The sequence below is a fragment of the Cupriavidus sp. GW823-FHT06D04 genome (assembly GCF_058795055.1).
Genome location: NZ_JBXAHL010000072.1, coordinates 1 through 17,332 on the forward strand (window position 1 = coordinate 1; position 17,332 = coordinate 17,332).

The following is a 17,332-nucleotide window of genomic DNA, read 5'->3' on the forward strand; positions in this document are numbered from 1 at the left end:
TGTAGCCCAATATTGCAAGGGCGGCTTGTCAAAGAACTTAATGCCATTCAGCCGTGGTGTGATCCAGTCTCCTGAGACGTACATCTCACGAGGGACCTCAGCGTATCGACCCTCATCGGGTTCGTACAACGGACGAACTGAAAGTGTGGCGATCCATAGCACTAGTGCGAGGCCGATGGCCAGTGCCAATGATATCTGTCGCTTCACGAGTCCGACCTTTTTGCTGTGGGACGAAAGCTACTAACGGGTCATCGTCAAGTACTTCCAGCTTTGTCCAGATAGAAAGAGGGTCGGAAGGCGTCCCTGAGTGTGGCGTAGTCTCGCTCAGGCCGGCATTCGCAAGCAGTTGCCACCGTTTGAGAGGACCTACGTCCGGTGCTTGCCCAACCCCGCTGCCAAGACGTTAGTTCATGGCTTACCCATGAGTCGTCGATCACACCGCGCTGGTGTTTCATTGGTGGTCAAGCACCGGAATTGTAGAGTTCGGTCCTGTCGGGAGCATTACGAAAGGGTTACGGAGGGCTCGTTACGCCAGCAAAATCGGTGTCGACGTGTCACCATTGCCAAAAAATTGCAGAAGCGTTGCGTGGATGTAATCAAGTTTCACTTGCCGCGTCCTTGATGAATAAAGTTGCCTAGCCTCGCGCACACTTCTGGAAGTAAGAGACTCTGCGGTTTTAGTTGTCACGAGCAAAGCGGTTACAAGCGCTAACAAATGTTTAGGAATTCGGATTCTCAGTGAGATGCTGAAGTCGTATCCTCGTTTCCTCTAGACCTAGGAGAGATACATGACGAAGCTTCCAATTCTGGTTGGCGCGGTGCTAGCGATAGCCTTCACCAACGCCAGTGCGCAGACACATGGCTACCCGCCTGATGGACATCGCCGAGCACCGGCTCCTGGGCCGGTGCATATCATGCCGGCGGTTGCGGTGGTGCAAAACTCGCACCCTAGCTATGGGTATGGGCCTGGGCATGGGCTGCGTGAGTCGCATGGCAAGCCGCGGCACGATAGCGAGCATCGACGACGTGAGTTCGATCGTGGTCGTCACGGTACCGCTTACGGGGCTCGCGGTCACTAACGCCGGGGTTGCGCCGTGAGAATGAATGACACGCTGGCGGCTATGGCGCCAGCGTTGGAAGTGCATGCAAGCGTGACTCGAGTGTCGAGCCCCTGCCGTCCCTGGGCGCTATCGTCATCGACTTCCATGTCCGATGCCCGCGCCACGCGCGTGACCAGGGGCCGGTCCGTAGTCACGACGCGGCGGGTAGCTGTGATAGCGGGGCTGTCCAAAATAGACGCCAGGACGAACCAGCGTCGGCGGAGGGCCGTAGTAGACGGGTGCCGGCTCATACAGCGGTGGCGGAGCAACGTAGATCGGAGGTGGCGGCGCATACGGAGGAACGCCGACCACTACGCTTGGCGCACCGATTACCGGGCCCACCTCTGAGCGGGCCATAGCGGACCCCGACAGCAGTGCGCCGGCAGCGCACATTCCCGCGAGCAATCTATGCCTAGTCATCTTCCCTCCTTCGAGGTATGAATCTCGATGACTCAATTGGAAGACATCACCATTTCCACCGCCAGACCAACAGGACCGACAATTCATTGATTCATTGCGAGTGGATGGCAGATTCCTGACAATTTTGCGCTCCGCTAGGAGTCGCATCGTGTTGGAACCTACGAGAAATTCTAACCCCGCAACCATTGAGTCAAGTGATACGAAAGTTAACGGAGCATTACGGTTTTGCAATGATTTTCGCTTGCGGAGGGTAGGCTACAAGAATTCGCGCACGAGCTTGCAGCGATTGACGCTGAAATCAAGGCCCATAGGCGAGTCGGTCACTTCGTGAGTCGGTCACTTCATTGCGAAGACGTAATGATTCTGCAATCTTTGGTCAACATTGGACTGACCGTCGCCGGTGATTGACCTCTGCCTTCAAACAGCAGCGTCACCGCGCTCACCAGTCCGGATCCGGAGGATACTCTCGACGTTCACAACGGCGATTAAGCCATCATGGCGATTCCCCGTATAGGCCGACAGGCGAAGGGCGTTGATGATGTTATCCGAGTCCTCGTCGGCGCAGAACATCATCACCACGACTTGATTGTGTGCGTCGGGATTCCACTCAGCGCCGGTGAAAGCGTGATGGGGACCGGTTCCCCTTGGATGGCCGCGCACACGAAACCAAGTGAAGCCGGGCAAGTGGCCTGCTTCATGCAGGGCCGTCTCAACGCTTTCCAGGCGATGCGGAGGAATAATTGCGATGATTTGTTTCATGACTACACCCCCTTTTTGGTGCGTCTCTGTAAGAATTATTGGTCGCGAAATGTCATTTGTCCACGCATGCGCCGTTAATGCCGTCGGGGAAATGCATTGCCAGAAGGCGCGATTCGGCATGCCTTCCGTATCAACTGTGTTGGGAGCTGCCCATTTCCCCGTGGTGGTGGCTTCCCAAGTGGTGCCTTGATCGACCCAGCTGCGTCGGCGTTGTTCGTCATATTTTCTTCGCCCATCTGATTTAGGCCCCACAGCCATTGTCGTCGATGCAGAAGTTGCCTCCTCCACCGTTGAGGACTAATCTTCACAGAGACTAGGGCCGATTTGTCCAAGGGGCCGCGACGGAAGTGAGAGCCAGCGATTGCCATTGGTGCGACCGTCGGGATCCACCGCTCTCGGCCGCCTTCGTGAACGGTACCCGCAGGAAGACGACGCTGAACGGTGGATGCATGCCACCTTCCCGAGCCGTCAGGTCACGCCTTTTGCGGCTTCATTTGCGATGTCATTGCAGTCTTTCGAATCAATCGGCGATTTCGACACAGCATGCTCTCGAACCCTGCTTGGTTGCGCAAACGGCTGACCTGCATTGTCGCCGCGCTCGTTCTAGTGGTGGCTGCCCAGAGCATTTTCGCTTTTGAACTTCCCCTTACCCTAGAGCAGGCCTGGCAAATCGCCGAAGACGCCAATCCAACGCTCAAGGCGGCACAAGCCAGCCTTGCCGCAGCACAGGGACAAGTCACCGATAGCCGGGGCCTGCTCTGGAACAATCCTCACGTGAGCGCGGACGGCTTGCGCCGCCTGGTTCCTAACCCTAGTGCCGGCTACGACACCCAGCGCGAATGGCGGGCGCAAGTCAGTCAGCAAATTGAGATTGCAGGCCAACAAGGATACCGCCGGGCAGCGGCCGAGCAAGATCTCGCGGCGTTACAGCAATCCGTGGAAGAAGCCCGCCGGCTGGTGCGGGCCGAAGTGGAGAAGCGGTTCGTACGCGTGCTGAGCCTGCAAGCGCGCGTGGCTATGGAACAGGAACTAGTCGCTTTGATCCGAGACAATGTCAGTATCGCAAGAAAGCGCTTCGAGGCTGGCGAAGATACGAAGCTTGATCACAACCTTGCCGAGGTGGAACTGGGGCGTGCCATTAACCAGTTGGAAGTGGCGCGGGAGCAGCTTCTGCGCGCCCGCGCCGAGCTCGCTGCAATGCTGCAATTGCAGGCGGAGGCGCTTCCGGAGGCTGCAGGCTCTCTTCTCGCCAATGGCCCGTCCCCTTACACCCTTGATCACCTGTTGGCGATGGCCTCCGACCAGCCACGACTGCGCGCGTTCGACCTTCGGGAGCAAGCAGCCCACAGTCGGCTTGGCCTGGAGCGCGCCGCCGTCTATCCGGACGTCACCGTCGGTCTCTTTGCCGGGCGCGAAGGCCCAGTGCAGGGGCGCGAGCGAATTGTCGGGTTAAGCGTCTCGCTCCCGCTGCCACTGTTTCGCCGCAATGCAGCAGGCATCGGCCGAGCTGGCACGGAGCTCACGCACGCCCAGATTGAACGGCAGACCGCCATCCGCGATACGCGCGCAAGCGTCTGGGCCCTATGGCAGCAGTTGGGGAGTGTGCGCAAGCGGGTCAACCGACTGGAGGAGCTTGTCCTGCAACGCCTGCGGGAAAACCAGCGTCTATCCACGACGGCTTACCGGACTGGGGAGATCAGTCTCACGCAACTTCTGCTTGCGACGCGACAGGTGCTGGACACCCGTCGCGAGGTGCTGGAGGCCATGACGGAGTTGGCCCTGACCCGTATTGAGCTAGAGCAGACGGCAGGCTGGGTGGGGCCGCACTGAAGCTTCCGGTCGGCCATAGGAGCAAGTACGACTTGAGGAATCTCTGCCTCGAAGGCGCAAGTATGAAAGTCCTCGTTCTCTTGCAACAATTCGGCATTGTCGCCGCCGGCTTGTCGGTACTGGTCTTGATCGGGTGCGGTCGCGGCGACCCAGCGAAGCAGCAGGCTGCGCCTTCTCAGAGGAGCGCCACGCAAACGGCGCAAGGTAGCGCCGCTTCCCCTGATCAACAGAGCAGCGGTGGGCAAAGGATCAAGCTCAGTGCCGATGAAATCCGCGCGTCGGGTATCAAGACGGAAGTGTTAAGACAGGAGGATGTCAGCGAACAATTGACGGTGACCGCAACGATTCGTCCCAATCAGGACCGCATCGTCCATGTAGCGCCGCGCGTAACCGGGCGTATCGTCAAGGTCCAGGTCAATCTGGGCGAGACTGTGCGGGCTGGCCAGACGCTCGCTGTGCTGGACAGCCTAGAAGTCGGCGAAGCGCACTCAGCCTATCTTCAAGCCAAAACGGCGCAAGCGGTGGCCAAAGCTGACTTCGAACGGGCGGAGGCGCTACACGGTGCGCAGATCATCGCCCAGAAGGATCACATGCGCGCTCATGCGGAATACGAAAAATCGAAGGCGGCTTTCGCCGCCGCCGCCGACCGCTTGCGCATGCTGGGCGTGAGCCAAGTGCCATCGGCCGATGGCAGGGCGGTCTCCACATTCCCGCTGATTACTCCCGTTGCCGGAACGGTCATTGAAAAGCACGCGATCTTAGGCGAGTTGGCGCAACCGGACAAGCAGCTCTTCGTTGTGGCCGACCTTTCCCGGTTGTGGATCGAGGCTAACCTGTTTGAAAAGGATCTCAGCCGAGTCCAGGTCGGTGCGCCGGCCATTGTCACCGTCGCTGCCTATCCCGACGAAGCCTTTCAGGGTCGGCTCACCTACATCGCGGCCGTCGTCGACAAGGAAACGCGGACTGTCCAGGCTAGGGTGGAAGTCGCCAATGCAGACGGGCATCTCAAGCCCGAAATGTTCGCGACGGCTGCCATTGAAACGAGCGCCGGTAAACGCCAAAAAGCCCTTTTACTGGCCGAGGAGGCGGTGGTCTTGATGCAGGGTCAACCGACGGTCTTTGTCGAGGTGAGCAGCGGCGGATTTGAGCCACGCGCGGTGGAATTAGGTGAAAAGCTACGCGGGCGAGTCGTGCTCAAGAAGGGGATAGCAGTGGGCGACCGGGTGGTGACGGAGGGGACCTTTTCTCTCAAAGCGCGCCTCATGAAGGCCCAGTTGGGCGAAGGCCACTAGGAGGCCGCCATGCTGAGCCGCCTCGTCGACCTGTCGCTTCGCTACAAGGTGCTGGTGTTGGTGGGATTCGCCGTGGTTGTTTTCCTCGGCGTGCGAGCCTGGTTGACGATGCCGGTCGACGCCTTTCCCGATGTCACGCCGAACCAGGTGAATGTCTACACAGAGTCACCGGGGCTGGCGGCGGAGGATGTGGAGAAGCTGTTGACGGCCCCGATCGAGACATCCATGGCCGGCTTACCAGGTGTCGAGCAGATTCGCTCGGTGTCGCTCTTCGGGCTGTCCTATGTCGGCGTCTATTTCAAGGATGACCTCGACATCTATTTTGCCCGGCGGCTCGTCGGTGAAAAGCTGCAGGAGGCGCGCGAGCGCATACCGACGGGCTATGGCGAACCCACCTTGGGACCGAACAGTTCCGGGCTCGGCCAAGTGTTTTGGTACACGATTGAGTCGGCCGACGACAAGCTCTCGGCAATGGATCTGCGCACCCTGCATGACTGGAGCGTACGCCTTATGCTGCGTACGGCTCCGGGGGTGGATGATGTGACGACGTGGGGCGGCCAAGAGAAGCAATATCAGGTCTTGATCAATCCCCAAAAGCTCATCAAGTACAGTCTGAGCTACAAGGCCGTCATGGAGGCTCTCGCGGCGAACAACCGGCAAGTCGGCGGACAATATGTGAACCTCGGCCAGGAGCAATACCTGGTGCGCGGTCTGGGGCTCGTTGCCAATACGACGGACATTGGCAATATCGTTGTTGCCGAGCGGGAGGGAGTCCCGATTCACTTGCATGAAGTGGCGGAAGTAAAGGAAGGCCCCGCCGTCCGCTTTGGCGCAGTTACCCGAGACGGCCAGGAGGTCGCGCTCGGCATTGCACTCGCCCGCATCCACGAGAACGCAAAGCAAGTCGTGGATGCAGTGAAACAAAAACTTCAACTTGCTCAGCAAGCACTCCCTAAGGGGGTGACGCTGAACCCGGTTTACGACCGCACGGACATCGTCAAGAAGGCCCTGAAGACCGCTGAGAGCGCTTTGATCGAAGGCTCGATTCTGGTAGCAATTGTGCTGTTCTTATTTCTCGGCGAAGTGCGCTCAGCCTTGGTCGTGATCCTCGCACTTCCGCTGGCTATGCTCATGGCATTCCTGCTGATGCAGCAGTTCGGCCTCTCCGCCAATTTGATGTCGCTGGCTGGCCTGGCAATTGGTATCGGCATGATGGTTGATGGTGCGGTAGTGATGGTGGAGAACGGCTTCCGGCTGCTCTCGCATCAAGCCGGAACGGCCGTGAACCGCACCCATGTCATCCTCGAAGCGGCGCGCGAGGTGATCAATCCCATTGCCTTTGCCATCCTCATCATCATCGTGGTGTTTTTGCCTCTGTTCTCCCTCACTGGGCTGGAAGGCAAGCTCTTTAAGCCAATGGCGCTCACTATTACCTTTGCCATGGTCGGCTCGCTGATCCTCACGCTAACCTTGATTCCGGTGCTCTCGGCGCTGATTCTGAAACCCAAGGTGGAAAAGGATACGGTCTTGGTGCGCTGGGTCAAGGCGGCTTATCTACCCCTGCTCGAGCGCGCGCTGGAACATAAGAAGATGGTGTTTGCCGCCGCTCTGGTGCTGTTAGCCTCGGCGTTGGCCGTATTCCCATTTCTCGGCAAAGAGTTCATGCCTACGCTGCAGGAGGGCACCATCATGTTCCGCGTGACTGGCATCCCGTCGACCTCGCTCGAGGAATCGGTGCGGATCTCCAGGACCGTGAACGTAGTGCTCAAGCACCAATTTCCGCAGACAAAATCGGTCTTAGCCACCATTGGTCGGGCAGAGAAGGGGGAGACTAGCGACGCCAACTACATGGAGGTACTGGTGGATGTGAAGCCTCAGGAGCAATGGCAGGAAAAAATCACGTTACCAGAGCTGTCTGATCGAATGAAAGAAGCGCTGGAGCGCGCCCTGCCCACGGTGGTACTAGCAAATACCCAGCCCATTCAGATGCGGGTTGAGGAATTGATTTCCGGTGTTCGCGCCACACTTGCGCTAAAACTCTACGGGTCCGATCTCGCCGTGCTTGACCGCTTGGCGGCTCAGATCAAACCGGTACTTGGGGCGGTTGCCGGGATCTCTGATCTCTCTCTGGAAGCCAACAAGGGTAAGCCTCAGCTTGTGGTAAAGGTCAACCGGGAAGCGGCAGCGCGCTTCGGCATCAACGCCGACGACATTCTAGAGGTCGTCCAGGCCGGCATAGGCGGCAAAGCGGTGAGCACCCTCATCGATGGAGTGCGTCGCTTCGACATTCAGGTGAGACTCGACGGCGCATACCGCGACAGTCGCCAGGCAATTAGCGACATTCCGCTGCGCACCCAAGCCGGGGCGCTCGTGCCGCTGTCGCGAGTCGCGACAGTGGAAATGGACGAAGGATATACATTCGTGCGGCGTGAGCAGCTCCAGCGCTACGCTGTGTTGCAGATGGACGTAAAGGGCCGCGATGTGGACGGCTTCGTGCGTGAAGCCGAAGCCAAGATCCGAGGCCAAGTCAAGCTGCCTGAGGGCTACTGGATCGAATGGGGCGGTGCTTTCGAGAATCAGCAGCGCGCTATGGCGCGGCTGGTGCTGATCGTGCCCCTTACCATCGGCCTCATTTTCCTGCTGCTGTATACGGCATTCAACTCGCTTACCCACGCCACTCTCATTATTGCTAACGTGCCGTTCGCCGTGATCGGCGGTGTATTCGGGTTGGCATTGACTGGCCAGTACGTCTCCGTGCCTTCCGCCATAGGATTCATCGCGGTTTTCGGCGTGGCAATGCTGAACGGCATTGTGTTGGTCTCCTTTCTAAACGATCAGCGCCGCCAGGGCCTGTCGATCCGCGAGGCGGTGCGCCAAGGAGCGACCCTGCGTCTGCGCCCGGTGCTGATGACGGCCTCAGTGGCGATTCTTGGTCTGGTTCCCATGCTGCTTTCGCAAGGCGTGGGAGCGGAGGTTCAGCGACCGTTGGCGACGGTCGTTGTCGGTGGTCTCATCACATCCACAGCACTCACGCTTTTGCTGTTGCCACTCATGTACGAGTGGGTAGCAACTCGGGCGGAACGCAAGCGTGATTCGATCTGACAACACACTGTGTCGCTTCGCGCGATGGAATCGCTGCCAGGGGAATAGCAATGAAAGAGATCAAGGCGTTCATTCGACAACATCGTATCGCCAATGTTTTAGAGGCGCTGAGGGACTCCGGCCACTGTGACATGAGTAACTCCGGGAATGGATGTCACAACATCACGGTATCCAAGGTGCAGCGACCGCTCGCGAGTGGCGACCCTACGCAGCAACACTACTCGATGGAGCTCGCGGAAGCCGTTATCGCAGAATATAAGCTTGAACTCGTATGTGCTGACGACGTGGCCGATCTTCTGACTGATGCCATTGCGAAGGCCGCAGCCACAGGGCAACCCGACGCGGGCTGGATCTTCTCGAGTGAAATTCAGCATGCGGTGCGTATCCGCTGAGTCCTGCAGTAACGGCCCTCGGTCGAGAATGGCTTGACCCGTTTGGTAACGACTCATAGACCTACCTACGGAGCCGAAAATGAGATGTCTCGGAATCGTGGCATTGTTTGCATTCAGCATTCCTGCCTGTGTACCTTTCGTGCAACCCACTGATAGCCCGCGTGCCCGCGCGCGAATATCGGTGGAGGGCTTGGCACCCGGCGCAAGGTTTGCGGGCGTCGATATCGGCCGTGAGCCAAGCTGTAGAGCGTTATCGCGGTTTGACCTGATCCCGATTGCCCGCGGCGCTTCAGCAGAACTGGTGCCAACTACCGAGAACGCCGTGGCTGCAGCATTTGCGCTTGACATGGACGGCCAAAGAACAATGGAGCCCAAGTCGTTTGTTCGTGAGGTCTGGATTGAAGCAGGATACGACGTTCGCGTCAGCGTCTATGCCTCCCATCTGCCGGTCACCCTTTACCGTACGTTCGTTTTTGCGCCAATTGACGGTGAGGACTACGAAATCCGAATGACAAAGCGGGCGCTTGCAGTCGTCCGCCATAACCACCAGTGCGCCGGTTGTGCGGCGGTGCCGGTCCCGACCTCGCGGTCCCATTGCCAGCCGGCACAATGGGGCGGCGTCACGTCCTCGGGCCCGGCGAGCGAGATCCGCTGAAGACTCGCCAGCCCCCTGGAGCAGTTCGCACTGCACGCGCCGACCGGTTAGCCAACAGTACGCGACGATGGCACCGAGGTCCTGCTCGAGGTTGGTGTGCCATGCTCTGTGAACCAAGTGAGGCGAAGTCGCATGAAACGGAAGTTAACGCGCCATTACAGTTTTGCAACAATCGGCGCGTGCCTAGCAGAGGCTCTAAAATTCGCGCGGATCATCGCGAAGCTTCTTGTTGGCTTCTGCGGGCGGGTCTTCCTGCTCATCGTCACTTCTACCTCGCATCTCATTTCATGGCGGCTACCGCGCGTACTTCGACATCCCGAGCAGTCTTTTCCCAAACGATTGACGCGTACTTGACGCGCCATCGCATTGGCCTATGGCGCGCTGTCGTGTTGCTTGTCTTCGCGAGCCTCGTTTTTGGCCACTCAAGGTGGGATGGCACGTGGGTGTCTCCGCTTCTCCTCACCGCTGGCATGCTTGGTGTCACACTTGCGACGGTCGGTAGACTTTGGTGCGCGCTCTACATTTCCGGCAGGAAGAATAATGAACTCGTGACCTCCGGTCCTTACTCAATCTGTCGCCACCCACTTTACGTATGCAATTTTCTGGGGATTCTGGGATTAGGAGCAATGTCGGAGTCGATTGCCGTCATGGCTGTGCTGGCGCTTGCATTTGCGGTTATGTACCCGGCCGTGATCCGGCGTGAGGACCGCTTCCTCGCCTCGTCGTTCCCGGAGTATGCGCAGTATGCCAGGCGAACGCCGGCGTTCTTTCCGCGTCCTGCGCTGTACAGAGCCGAGAGGACCTGGACCGTCCATGTCGCGTCCTTCCAGCGAAATATCGCCGATTCGGTATGGTTCCTCGGTCTGTCTATCGTCGTAGAGTCATTTGACCTATTGCACGATGCAGGCATCCTTCGGGCCGTTGTCTCGCTTGTGTGATCGTTTCAAAATCATCATGGAGGTGGCTTTACGAGTGCAAGGTCGTGAGGCGAGGGCGAGGGTGTTGCCCAGCCGTTGGCTCCGCTACCATCGGATCAGCTCGAGCGGTCTGCCGGACTCGATGGTTGGTCATAATTTCCTGAGGCACGGATGGCAAGCCATCCAGCTCGCTGTGCGTGGGATTGGTGCTGGCTTGCCGACTGGAAGCGCGGTCTTTGGTGGGAATTGCCCCGCTCACGTTAGGCTTGTCATGCCCCCGTAATCCCCCTGACAGGCAGCCTGCTTAGAATCGTTGATACATGTCGCTGGGAGACAACAACAGCGACTGGTATTCGTCGGGCGTGGCATCCATAGCACGCCTGGCGCGGTGAGGTTTGCGTTCCGATCCCCCAAGACAGACGCCCACGTCAGACCCAGACTGGCAGCGTTTCAATCTGATCGCCTTGCAAACCAATGATCGATACTTCTTCGAAAGCGATCCATGGTGGCGGCCCTCAATGTCTGTTTCCTGACTGGCACGCTGAACGTGATGGCCGGAGCTGAGCGCACGGCGGCGACCATCGCCAATGCGCTGGCCGGACTTGGCCACAATGTCACCATCCTGAGCTTAGTGGATCCGCACAGCCAGTTTTCGTTGCATCCGCGCATCCGCCACGAGGCGCTGTTTGCGCAGCGACTTTCTTTCAAGCGCGCATACTTTGCCACGGTGGCAGGCATCCGGCGCCATTGCGCGGCGCACCGGACCGACGTGCTGGTGCAGGTCGACCCTCTGTTAGAACTCTTCGTACTACCCGCCACCATCGGCATGTGTCTGCACCATATCGCCTGGGAGCATTGCCACTTTGACGAAGACCTTGGTAAGCCGGCGCGCAAGCTGGCGCGCCGGCTGGCAGCGCGGTATTGCCGGCAGGTGGTGGTGCTGACGGAACGGGACCGCAGCCGCTGGCTGGAAGCGCTGCATCCACGCAGCGACGTGATTTGCCTGCCTAACCCGCTGCCGTTTCCGCTACCTGCCGAACCGGCACCACGCTCGCAGAAGATCGTGTTGGCGATGGGGCGACTGGTGGCCGCCAAGGGGTTCGATGTCTTGCTGCACGCCTGGCATAAGGTGGTCAGGCAGGCGCCGGATTGGCAACTGGTTATTCACGGTGATGGCGAGGAGCACTCTGCCCTCGTCACACTGATCGGCAAGCTTGGACTGGAAGGCCGGGTCAGCCTGCCGGGCATCTGCCACGATCCCGCACAGGCCTATGGGCGCGCATCGGTCTTCTGCCTGAGTTCGCGCTACGAGGGCTTCGGGCTGGTGCTGATCGAAGCAATGGCCTTTGGCCTGCCGATTGTATCGACCGATTGCGAGACCGGCCCGCGCGAGTTGCTCGAACCTGGACAAGATTCGCTGGTGGTGCCGGCGGACAACGCCGATGCGCTCGCCGAAGCGCTGCTGACCGCGATTCGCCAGCCGGACACCGCCAACCGCCTTAGCGCTGAAGGCCGCCGTAAGGCAAGCTGGTTTGCGGTGGAGCGGCTTGCCTTGCAATGGGACGCGCTGGTGAAGTCGCGCTAGCCGCTGGTCCGGTTCTCGATCATAGGGGCCAGCGTCGCCAGTGTGCGTACAGTGGCGCCGCGATGCATGCAATACACCGTCGTAGGCGCAACATGGCTCACAGACTCGCCGAGAGCGTGCCCGTCGAGATGAGGGCCCTAATCGAACCCATGTCGGTGGCCAGTTGCAAACATTGTGGAAGCCAGTCTGGCATGATCGGCAATCTCCGCACCGGTAGATTGATTCAACGCCTACCTTGTCGCTCTCCCTGACGTCTGATACGTCGGCACCTGCCCGGTCACGATGCCGGAGAACTCATGGCCGAGCACGAGGGGCTTCGCTTTCCCCGTGAGACGATGCGGCTCGCCCCGGGCTGAGACGATATACTGGAGCGAGCTTAGGTTCGCGGAGGCATCTGTGGCAACTCAAGAACAGCTGATGGGCGCACTGCAGGTCGTGGTCAACCTGACCCGATGCGTGGCGCTGAAACATGCACTCGCCGCAGCCGAACCGGAGCCTGCGCTGAATTTCTGGCGCGTATTGCAAGGCAATCTGCTAGACACGGCAGTGCTTGAGTGGTGCAAGCTGTTCGGCTCTGATGATGAGGAGCACCAGCAGGTGCATTGGAAGAACATCTTTGCGGACGAGGCTGAGTTCCGAGCTAACCTCTTCACGCATCTCGGCATTGAGCAAGAGGGATGGGGCGCTTACTGGCAGCAGATGAAAGCCTACCGGGATCAGCATGTCGCGCACCTCGATATCAACCGGCGTGACGTGACGCACTATCCCGAACTCGGAAGCGCTCTGTCATCTGCTGTTTACTATTACAGCCGGCTCATCCGGGAACTGCGGGCGCTCGGTGAAACGCGCTTCCCCGATGATCTCAGCGGCTATTACGATGCATTCCAAACACAAGCGTCGGAAATTGCGCGGACCGCGACGGCAAGTACACGTGGCTTCACCGAGCGCGTCCGTTAGAGGTGGCGTGGCGTCTGCGTTAAGAAGCGAGTAGGGCCGAAGCGAAGCGGCTCTGGACCGAACCGCGCTAGTCACATCTGGAGTGAGGCGCAGGGCGACGAAAATGGGTAGATCTCCCAGAGTCGGAACATTGGTGCGTTCCCTCGCAAAGCGGGGCACAGCAAAGGGCGGCGCTGGCCTAGAATCCTCGCTATGTCGCGCATTGCGGTCTTTCTTCTCGTGTTGTGCTTGCCGCTGCAGGTGCTGTCTGCACCGGGGCGGCATCTCACGCACACTGCGGATCGGATGGTCGAGCACATGGTAGAACATGCACTGCATGTCCCGCATCACCATGACGAAGGGGGCACCATCCATCATGGTGGCGGCGAACAATCGCTTGGGCATCAACTGGATTTTGACTGCAGCACCAGCCTGAGCGCGGCATTGCCAGACGTCGTGAAGCCGTCCGTTTCCGGGCAAAGCCAGACGGAGCCGGTATTCCTCGCTTCCGTGCCACCAGATCGGTTCTTCGACCTCCCGCATCCCCCTCCACGTCCCGCTCCCTGACTCCGGGACGGCATCAAGTGGGGGGGGCGCAAATGGCTGTCGCATCCTGATGCGTCGCCATGCGCGCTTCTTCCGCTCGGCCTTTCCCCATTTGATCCGCGCGTGCTGCCGCTGGGCGATTGCTGGCGCTCTGCCTCCCGCCCCCTGCGCGCACGCCGGTTACCCAATCGTTGTGGAGGTTGCCCGGGGAGGGCTCAGTAATGCGTATGCAGATTGCACGAAACGTTCTCTGGCTGGTGCTGGAGCGCGGCCTGCAGGTAGTGTTCGGAATCGCCAGTATTGGCATGATTGCACGCGCCATCGGGCCGGAAGGCTTTGCCGAGTTTCAGTACGCGCAATCGTTGGTGCTGGTCGCGTCATCGGTGGCACTGATCTGTGGAGCCGAAGTGGTCGTCCCGCGACTGGTTGCCGACCGGGCACCCGCTGCCCAGCACAGGTTGCTTGTTCATGTGTTTGCCCTGCGCGAGGCTGCGGCAATCGCGGGCTATTTGATGGTGATGGCAGTGGTGGCGCTGACGGAGGATGACGAGGTCATCGTCCTGACCGCTATCATCATTGGCATACCCATCCTCTTCAATGAACCCTTTGGCACCGTCCGTGCGTGGCTACAGGCGAGCACCAATAGCCGGCCTGCAGTGGTGTTCGGCATGATCGGCCTGGCGTTCCGGGTAGCGGCAATCGGAGGTCTCTACCTGGCGGGATCGAACGCGGCGCCGACCTTCGCCTGGGTGTTCGCTGGGGAGGCTCTGATAGGTGCGTCGCTGCTTGCCCGCCACTACCGCAAGCGCAGCCCTCGCGTGGCGGTGAGCATCGATGTCAGTCTTGCCACGCGGCTGCTGCGTGACGGGACCGTGTTTTGGGCGAGCCTGATGTTGATGCTCCTGGCGAAGCGTATCGATCAATTGCTGCTCAAGCCGCATATCAGTCTGTTCGAGCTTGGCGGTTATGCCGCTTCCATGCAGGTGCTGGATAATTTCATGCTGCTCAGCTCGATCGTGGCGAGCTCCGTTGCGCCGCTGATGATCTATGCACAGCCCACTTTTGCGCGGGTACGCCGCAATGTGCTGTATGTCGCCGCCGGCATGCTGGTAGCTGGCATCGTTGGGGGCGCAGTGCTCGCCTTCTGCGCACCCTGGATCGTTTCGCTGATCTACGGCGACCACTATGAGGCCGCGGCCGAACTGCTGAGGCTGTCGGCGATGGCATCCGGGCTGGTGTTTCTGGATAGCGCACTGACGCTACTGGTGGTCTATCTGGGTAAGCCGCGCTGGCTGGTAGAGAAATGGTTTCTGGTGCTGTCCACCATGATCGTGGTGGATCTCATCATGATCCCGATGTTTGGGGCTCGTGGCGCCGTCTATGGCTATGTCGCGGGCAACGCGGTGGCGGTGATGGCGGGCGTCGGCTTCTTCATCCGATCGCGCGTACCGATGGCGACAAGACAGCAACCTGTGTGAATAGGCCGCCGGTGCGGCATCGCCGCCGCAGTTCCTCCCGATTCTGCCTACAAGCGCTGCGCGGATGGACATCCCCGATGACTGCATTTCGCAAAGCAGCGGAATGAGCGAGGGCGGGCTCGTCACGGCGGGGCCGGTCTTTACTGCGGCGCTGCGGTGCGCGCGCATTCGCGCGAGCGACTCCACAAGCCTGCCCAAGAGCCAGTGGGGCAGATGCACGCTTATTTCCATGATGAACACCATCAGCGCGGGCCGGATTTCGTGTGGGACGGCGAGGAGCCACACACACAACGCTGCCGTCGGTACGGGTTGGCCGTCAGGCAAACTGGTCGGCTCGAACGCCATCGCGTTCAGCGCGGCAGGGGGCGTCGGCTGGTGTCGCGCGGGGCGGAGGATGGGCAGGATCGACAACCTTTTCGCTGAGCTTACCGGAATGTAATGCCCGCGTAACGGCTAGGTGGCCAACGGTTTGATAGGCTGGCATTGGATGCGAGTAGGTCGCAGGCTGCAGGTTTGCAGAATGCAGGTTCGCAGCGATGTTTGGAAGCGCAGCACCAGGGAGTACAGCCTACCGCACAAGGCCTTCAGGACGCGGTGCGCAGAGGCAACAACGTGGCAGGTCGCCGAGTAGGTTAACGAAGCTCGGTGCGGGGCGTCGTTCTGCCACCGAATACTCAAGGCTCACGCCTCTATGTCGACCGCGGCCGGCTTTCCACGCCAGCAAGGAGCTTGTCTTGCTCCCACTGTTCGCCCGCCGGCGTAGAAGTGCAGTCTCTGATCGGCGCTCCCCGGGAGGCAGGAAGTTCGGCAGGAACAGCAATGTCATTGATGTGGTCATCCCAGCGGTCGCGGACCAAGAGCGACGACGGTTTCAGGACAAGACTGATTCCGGCCGGCCGCCATACGTGGCTGCGTGCGCGAAGGCGTCAGAGGCTCCAAAATGAGGTGCCACTTTCGTTGAGGGCGCGGCTCACCATTTTCTTTTCGCTCTCGTCGGGTGCCATCTTGCTGGGCTTAGGAGTACTCACTGCCTGCTCTGTGGATCAAGTCTTTGCCGATGAAGACTATGCCGTGCTCGGGGACAATATTCGCCGGATTCAAGAGATCGTCGCTGAAAGCCAAACAAAGTCGATTCCTGCCCGGCTTGGAGAGACACTGGGGCAATATCCCGGACTTGTCGTGAACGTTCGCGCTGTGGACGGCAGCAGTGTACATGCGAGTAAGGGATTCGATTTCAGTACCGCCTTCGATGCCATGGCGAAGCTCGGCCCAGACCGCAATACCTTTGTATTCAAGCAAGACGGAAAGGTGTACCGGGGTATGCGCGCCATCGCTCCCGCGACCGGCGTGCAGCCCGCGCCCCTGAGAATTGTGGTGGGCGTGGATACACATCTTCACACCCCCTCCCTGCGGGCATTCCGGATGTCCCTGGCATGCTACTTCGCGCTGGCAGTGTTTGTGAGCGGCATGTTCGGCTGGTGGGCCGCCCGGCGCGGACTGGCGCCGTTGCATTCCATGGCTTCACGCGCCCGGGCGCTCACCTCACACAAGCTTGACGAGCGCATGCCGGTCCATGCGCTGCCCGTCGAGTTGGGGAACCTCGTAGCAACGGTGAACGCGATGCTCGAGCGCGTGCAGTACGACTTCGGCCGTCTGTCGGATTTTTCTTCAGGCCTTGCCCACGAGTTACGCACGCCGATTACGAACTTGATGCTTCAGACGCAGGTCGCCCTGTCTCAACCCCGTGACGCCGATGAGTACCGCGAGGTGTTAGAGTCCAACGCGGAAGAACTGCAGCGTCTCACGCAGATGTTGTCCGACATGCTCTACCTGGCGAAAATCGAGCATGGCATCACGTTGCCGAATGTCGAGGCGATCAACGCTGCGGATGAAGTGCTGTCGCTGTTTGACTTCTACGACGCGCTGGCAGAGGACAAGGGCATCCACCTACATTTTGATGGACAAGGGAAGGTTACCGGAGATCGTTTGATGTTACGCCGAGCGCTCAGCAATCTGCTCTCGAACGCGCTACGCTACACACCAACCGGCAAGGAGGTCCGTGTCCAGGCATGCGAGCAGGGCGGGAGCACGTCGATCGTGGTCCAGAACGACGGCGAGATCAGTCCCGAACTGCTGCCCTTGGTATTTGACCGCTTTTTCCGTGCCGACAAGTCAAGGACACATGCCGATTCTGATAGCGTGGGGCTAGGGCTTTCTATTACGCGAGCCATCATGGTTGCGCATGGCGGAGAGATATCGGCGGAATCGTCGGATGGCATCACCCGCTTCATCTTGAACTTTCCGCGGAACGGGGCTGTAG

General features: G+C 59.7%; 14 protein-coding genes. 12 read left to right on the top strand and 2 right to left on the bottom strand.

Annotated features, from left to right (window positions below):
- On the bottom strand, positions 1-189 hold a 189-nt coding region (locus AC1Q7H_RS38540), incomplete at its 3' end, for an ArnT family glycosyltransferase (protein WP_492382449.1).
- A gap of 1,748 nt (positions 190-1,937) precedes the next feature.
- Complete coding sequence (locus tag AC1Q7H_RS38545; protein WP_025586277.1) at positions 1,938-2,279, bottom strand: P-II family nitrogen regulator; 342 nt, start codon at positions 2,277-2,279, stop codon at positions 1,938-1,940.
- 543 nt (positions 2,280-2,822) lie between these two features.
- On the opposite strand from AC1Q7H_RS38545, the gene AC1Q7H_RS38550 reads away from it, so the two are divergent.
- From AC1Q7H_RS38550 to AC1Q7H_RS38605, 12 genes are all read left to right on the top strand, one after another.
- Positions 2,823-4,109, top strand: a complete 1,287-nt coding sequence (locus tag AC1Q7H_RS38550; RefSeq protein WP_492382441.1) for a TolC family protein — start codon at positions 2,823-2,825, stop codon at positions 4,107-4,109.
- Positions 4,110-4,171: 62 nt separating this feature from the next.
- Positions 4,172-5,401 carry an efflux RND transporter periplasmic adaptor subunit gene (locus AC1Q7H_RS38555; protein WP_492382442.1) on the top strand — a complete coding sequence of 410 codons (1,230 nt, stop codon included), beginning with the start codon at positions 4,172-4,174 and terminating at the stop codon, positions 5,399-5,401.
- A 9-nt stretch (positions 5,402-5,410) separates the two neighbouring features.
- The gene (locus tag AC1Q7H_RS38560) at positions 5,411-8,503 is read left to right on the top strand and encodes an efflux RND transporter permease subunit (protein ID WP_492382443.1); all 3,093 of its coding nucleotides are present in this window, start codon (positions 5,411-5,413) and stop codon (positions 8,501-8,503) included.
- A gap of 50 nt (positions 8,504-8,553) precedes the next feature.
- Entirely contained in the window at positions 8,554-8,895 is a 342-nt protein-coding gene (locus AC1Q7H_RS38565; protein ID WP_116345917.1) for a P-II family nitrogen regulator, read from the top strand.
- Positions 8,896-8,974: 79 nt separating this feature from the next.
- Positions 8,975-9,550: a hypothetical protein gene (locus AC1Q7H_RS38570; RefSeq protein WP_492382444.1), complete on the top strand. Its 576-nt coding sequence runs from the start codon at positions 8,975-8,977 to the stop codon at positions 9,548-9,550.
- A gap of 287 nt (positions 9,551-9,837) precedes the next feature.
- Complete coding sequence (locus tag AC1Q7H_RS38575; RefSeq protein WP_116345916.1) at positions 9,838-10,488, top strand: methyltransferase family protein; 651 nt, start codon at positions 9,838-9,840, stop codon at positions 10,486-10,488.
- Positions 10,489-10,969: 481 nt separating this feature from the next.
- A complete protein-coding gene (locus AC1Q7H_RS38580) occupies positions 10,970-12,052 on the top strand; it encodes a glycosyltransferase family 4 protein (RefSeq protein ID WP_492382445.1) in 1,083 nt (360 codons plus the stop codon).
- 396 nt (positions 12,053-12,448) lie between these two features.
- Positions 12,449-13,009: a hypothetical protein gene (locus AC1Q7H_RS38585; protein WP_492382446.1), complete on the top strand. Its 561-nt coding sequence runs from the start codon at positions 12,449-12,451 to the stop codon at positions 13,007-13,009.
- A 192-nt stretch (positions 13,010-13,201) separates the two neighbouring features.
- Complete coding sequence (locus AC1Q7H_RS38590; RefSeq protein WP_147309246.1) at positions 13,202-13,555, top strand: hypothetical protein; 354 nt, start codon at positions 13,202-13,204, stop codon at positions 13,553-13,555.
- Positions 13,556-13,755: 200 nt separating this feature from the next.
- Positions 13,756-15,012 carry an oligosaccharide flippase family protein gene (locus AC1Q7H_RS38595; protein ID WP_492382447.1) on the top strand — a complete coding sequence of 419 codons (1,257 nt, stop codon included), beginning with the start codon at positions 13,756-13,758 and terminating at the stop codon, positions 15,010-15,012.
- A gap of 64 nt (positions 15,013-15,076) precedes the next feature.
- Positions 15,077-15,451 carry a hypothetical protein gene (locus AC1Q7H_RS38600; protein WP_492382448.1) on the top strand — a complete coding sequence of 125 codons (375 nt, stop codon included), beginning with the start codon at positions 15,077-15,079 and terminating at the stop codon, positions 15,449-15,451.
- A 506-nt stretch (positions 15,452-15,957) separates the two neighbouring features.
- Positions 15,958-17,332, top strand: a 1,375-nt coding sequence (locus tag AC1Q7H_RS38605; RefSeq protein WP_492382450.1) for a heavy metal sensor histidine kinase, incomplete at its 3' end; no start/stop codon positions are given.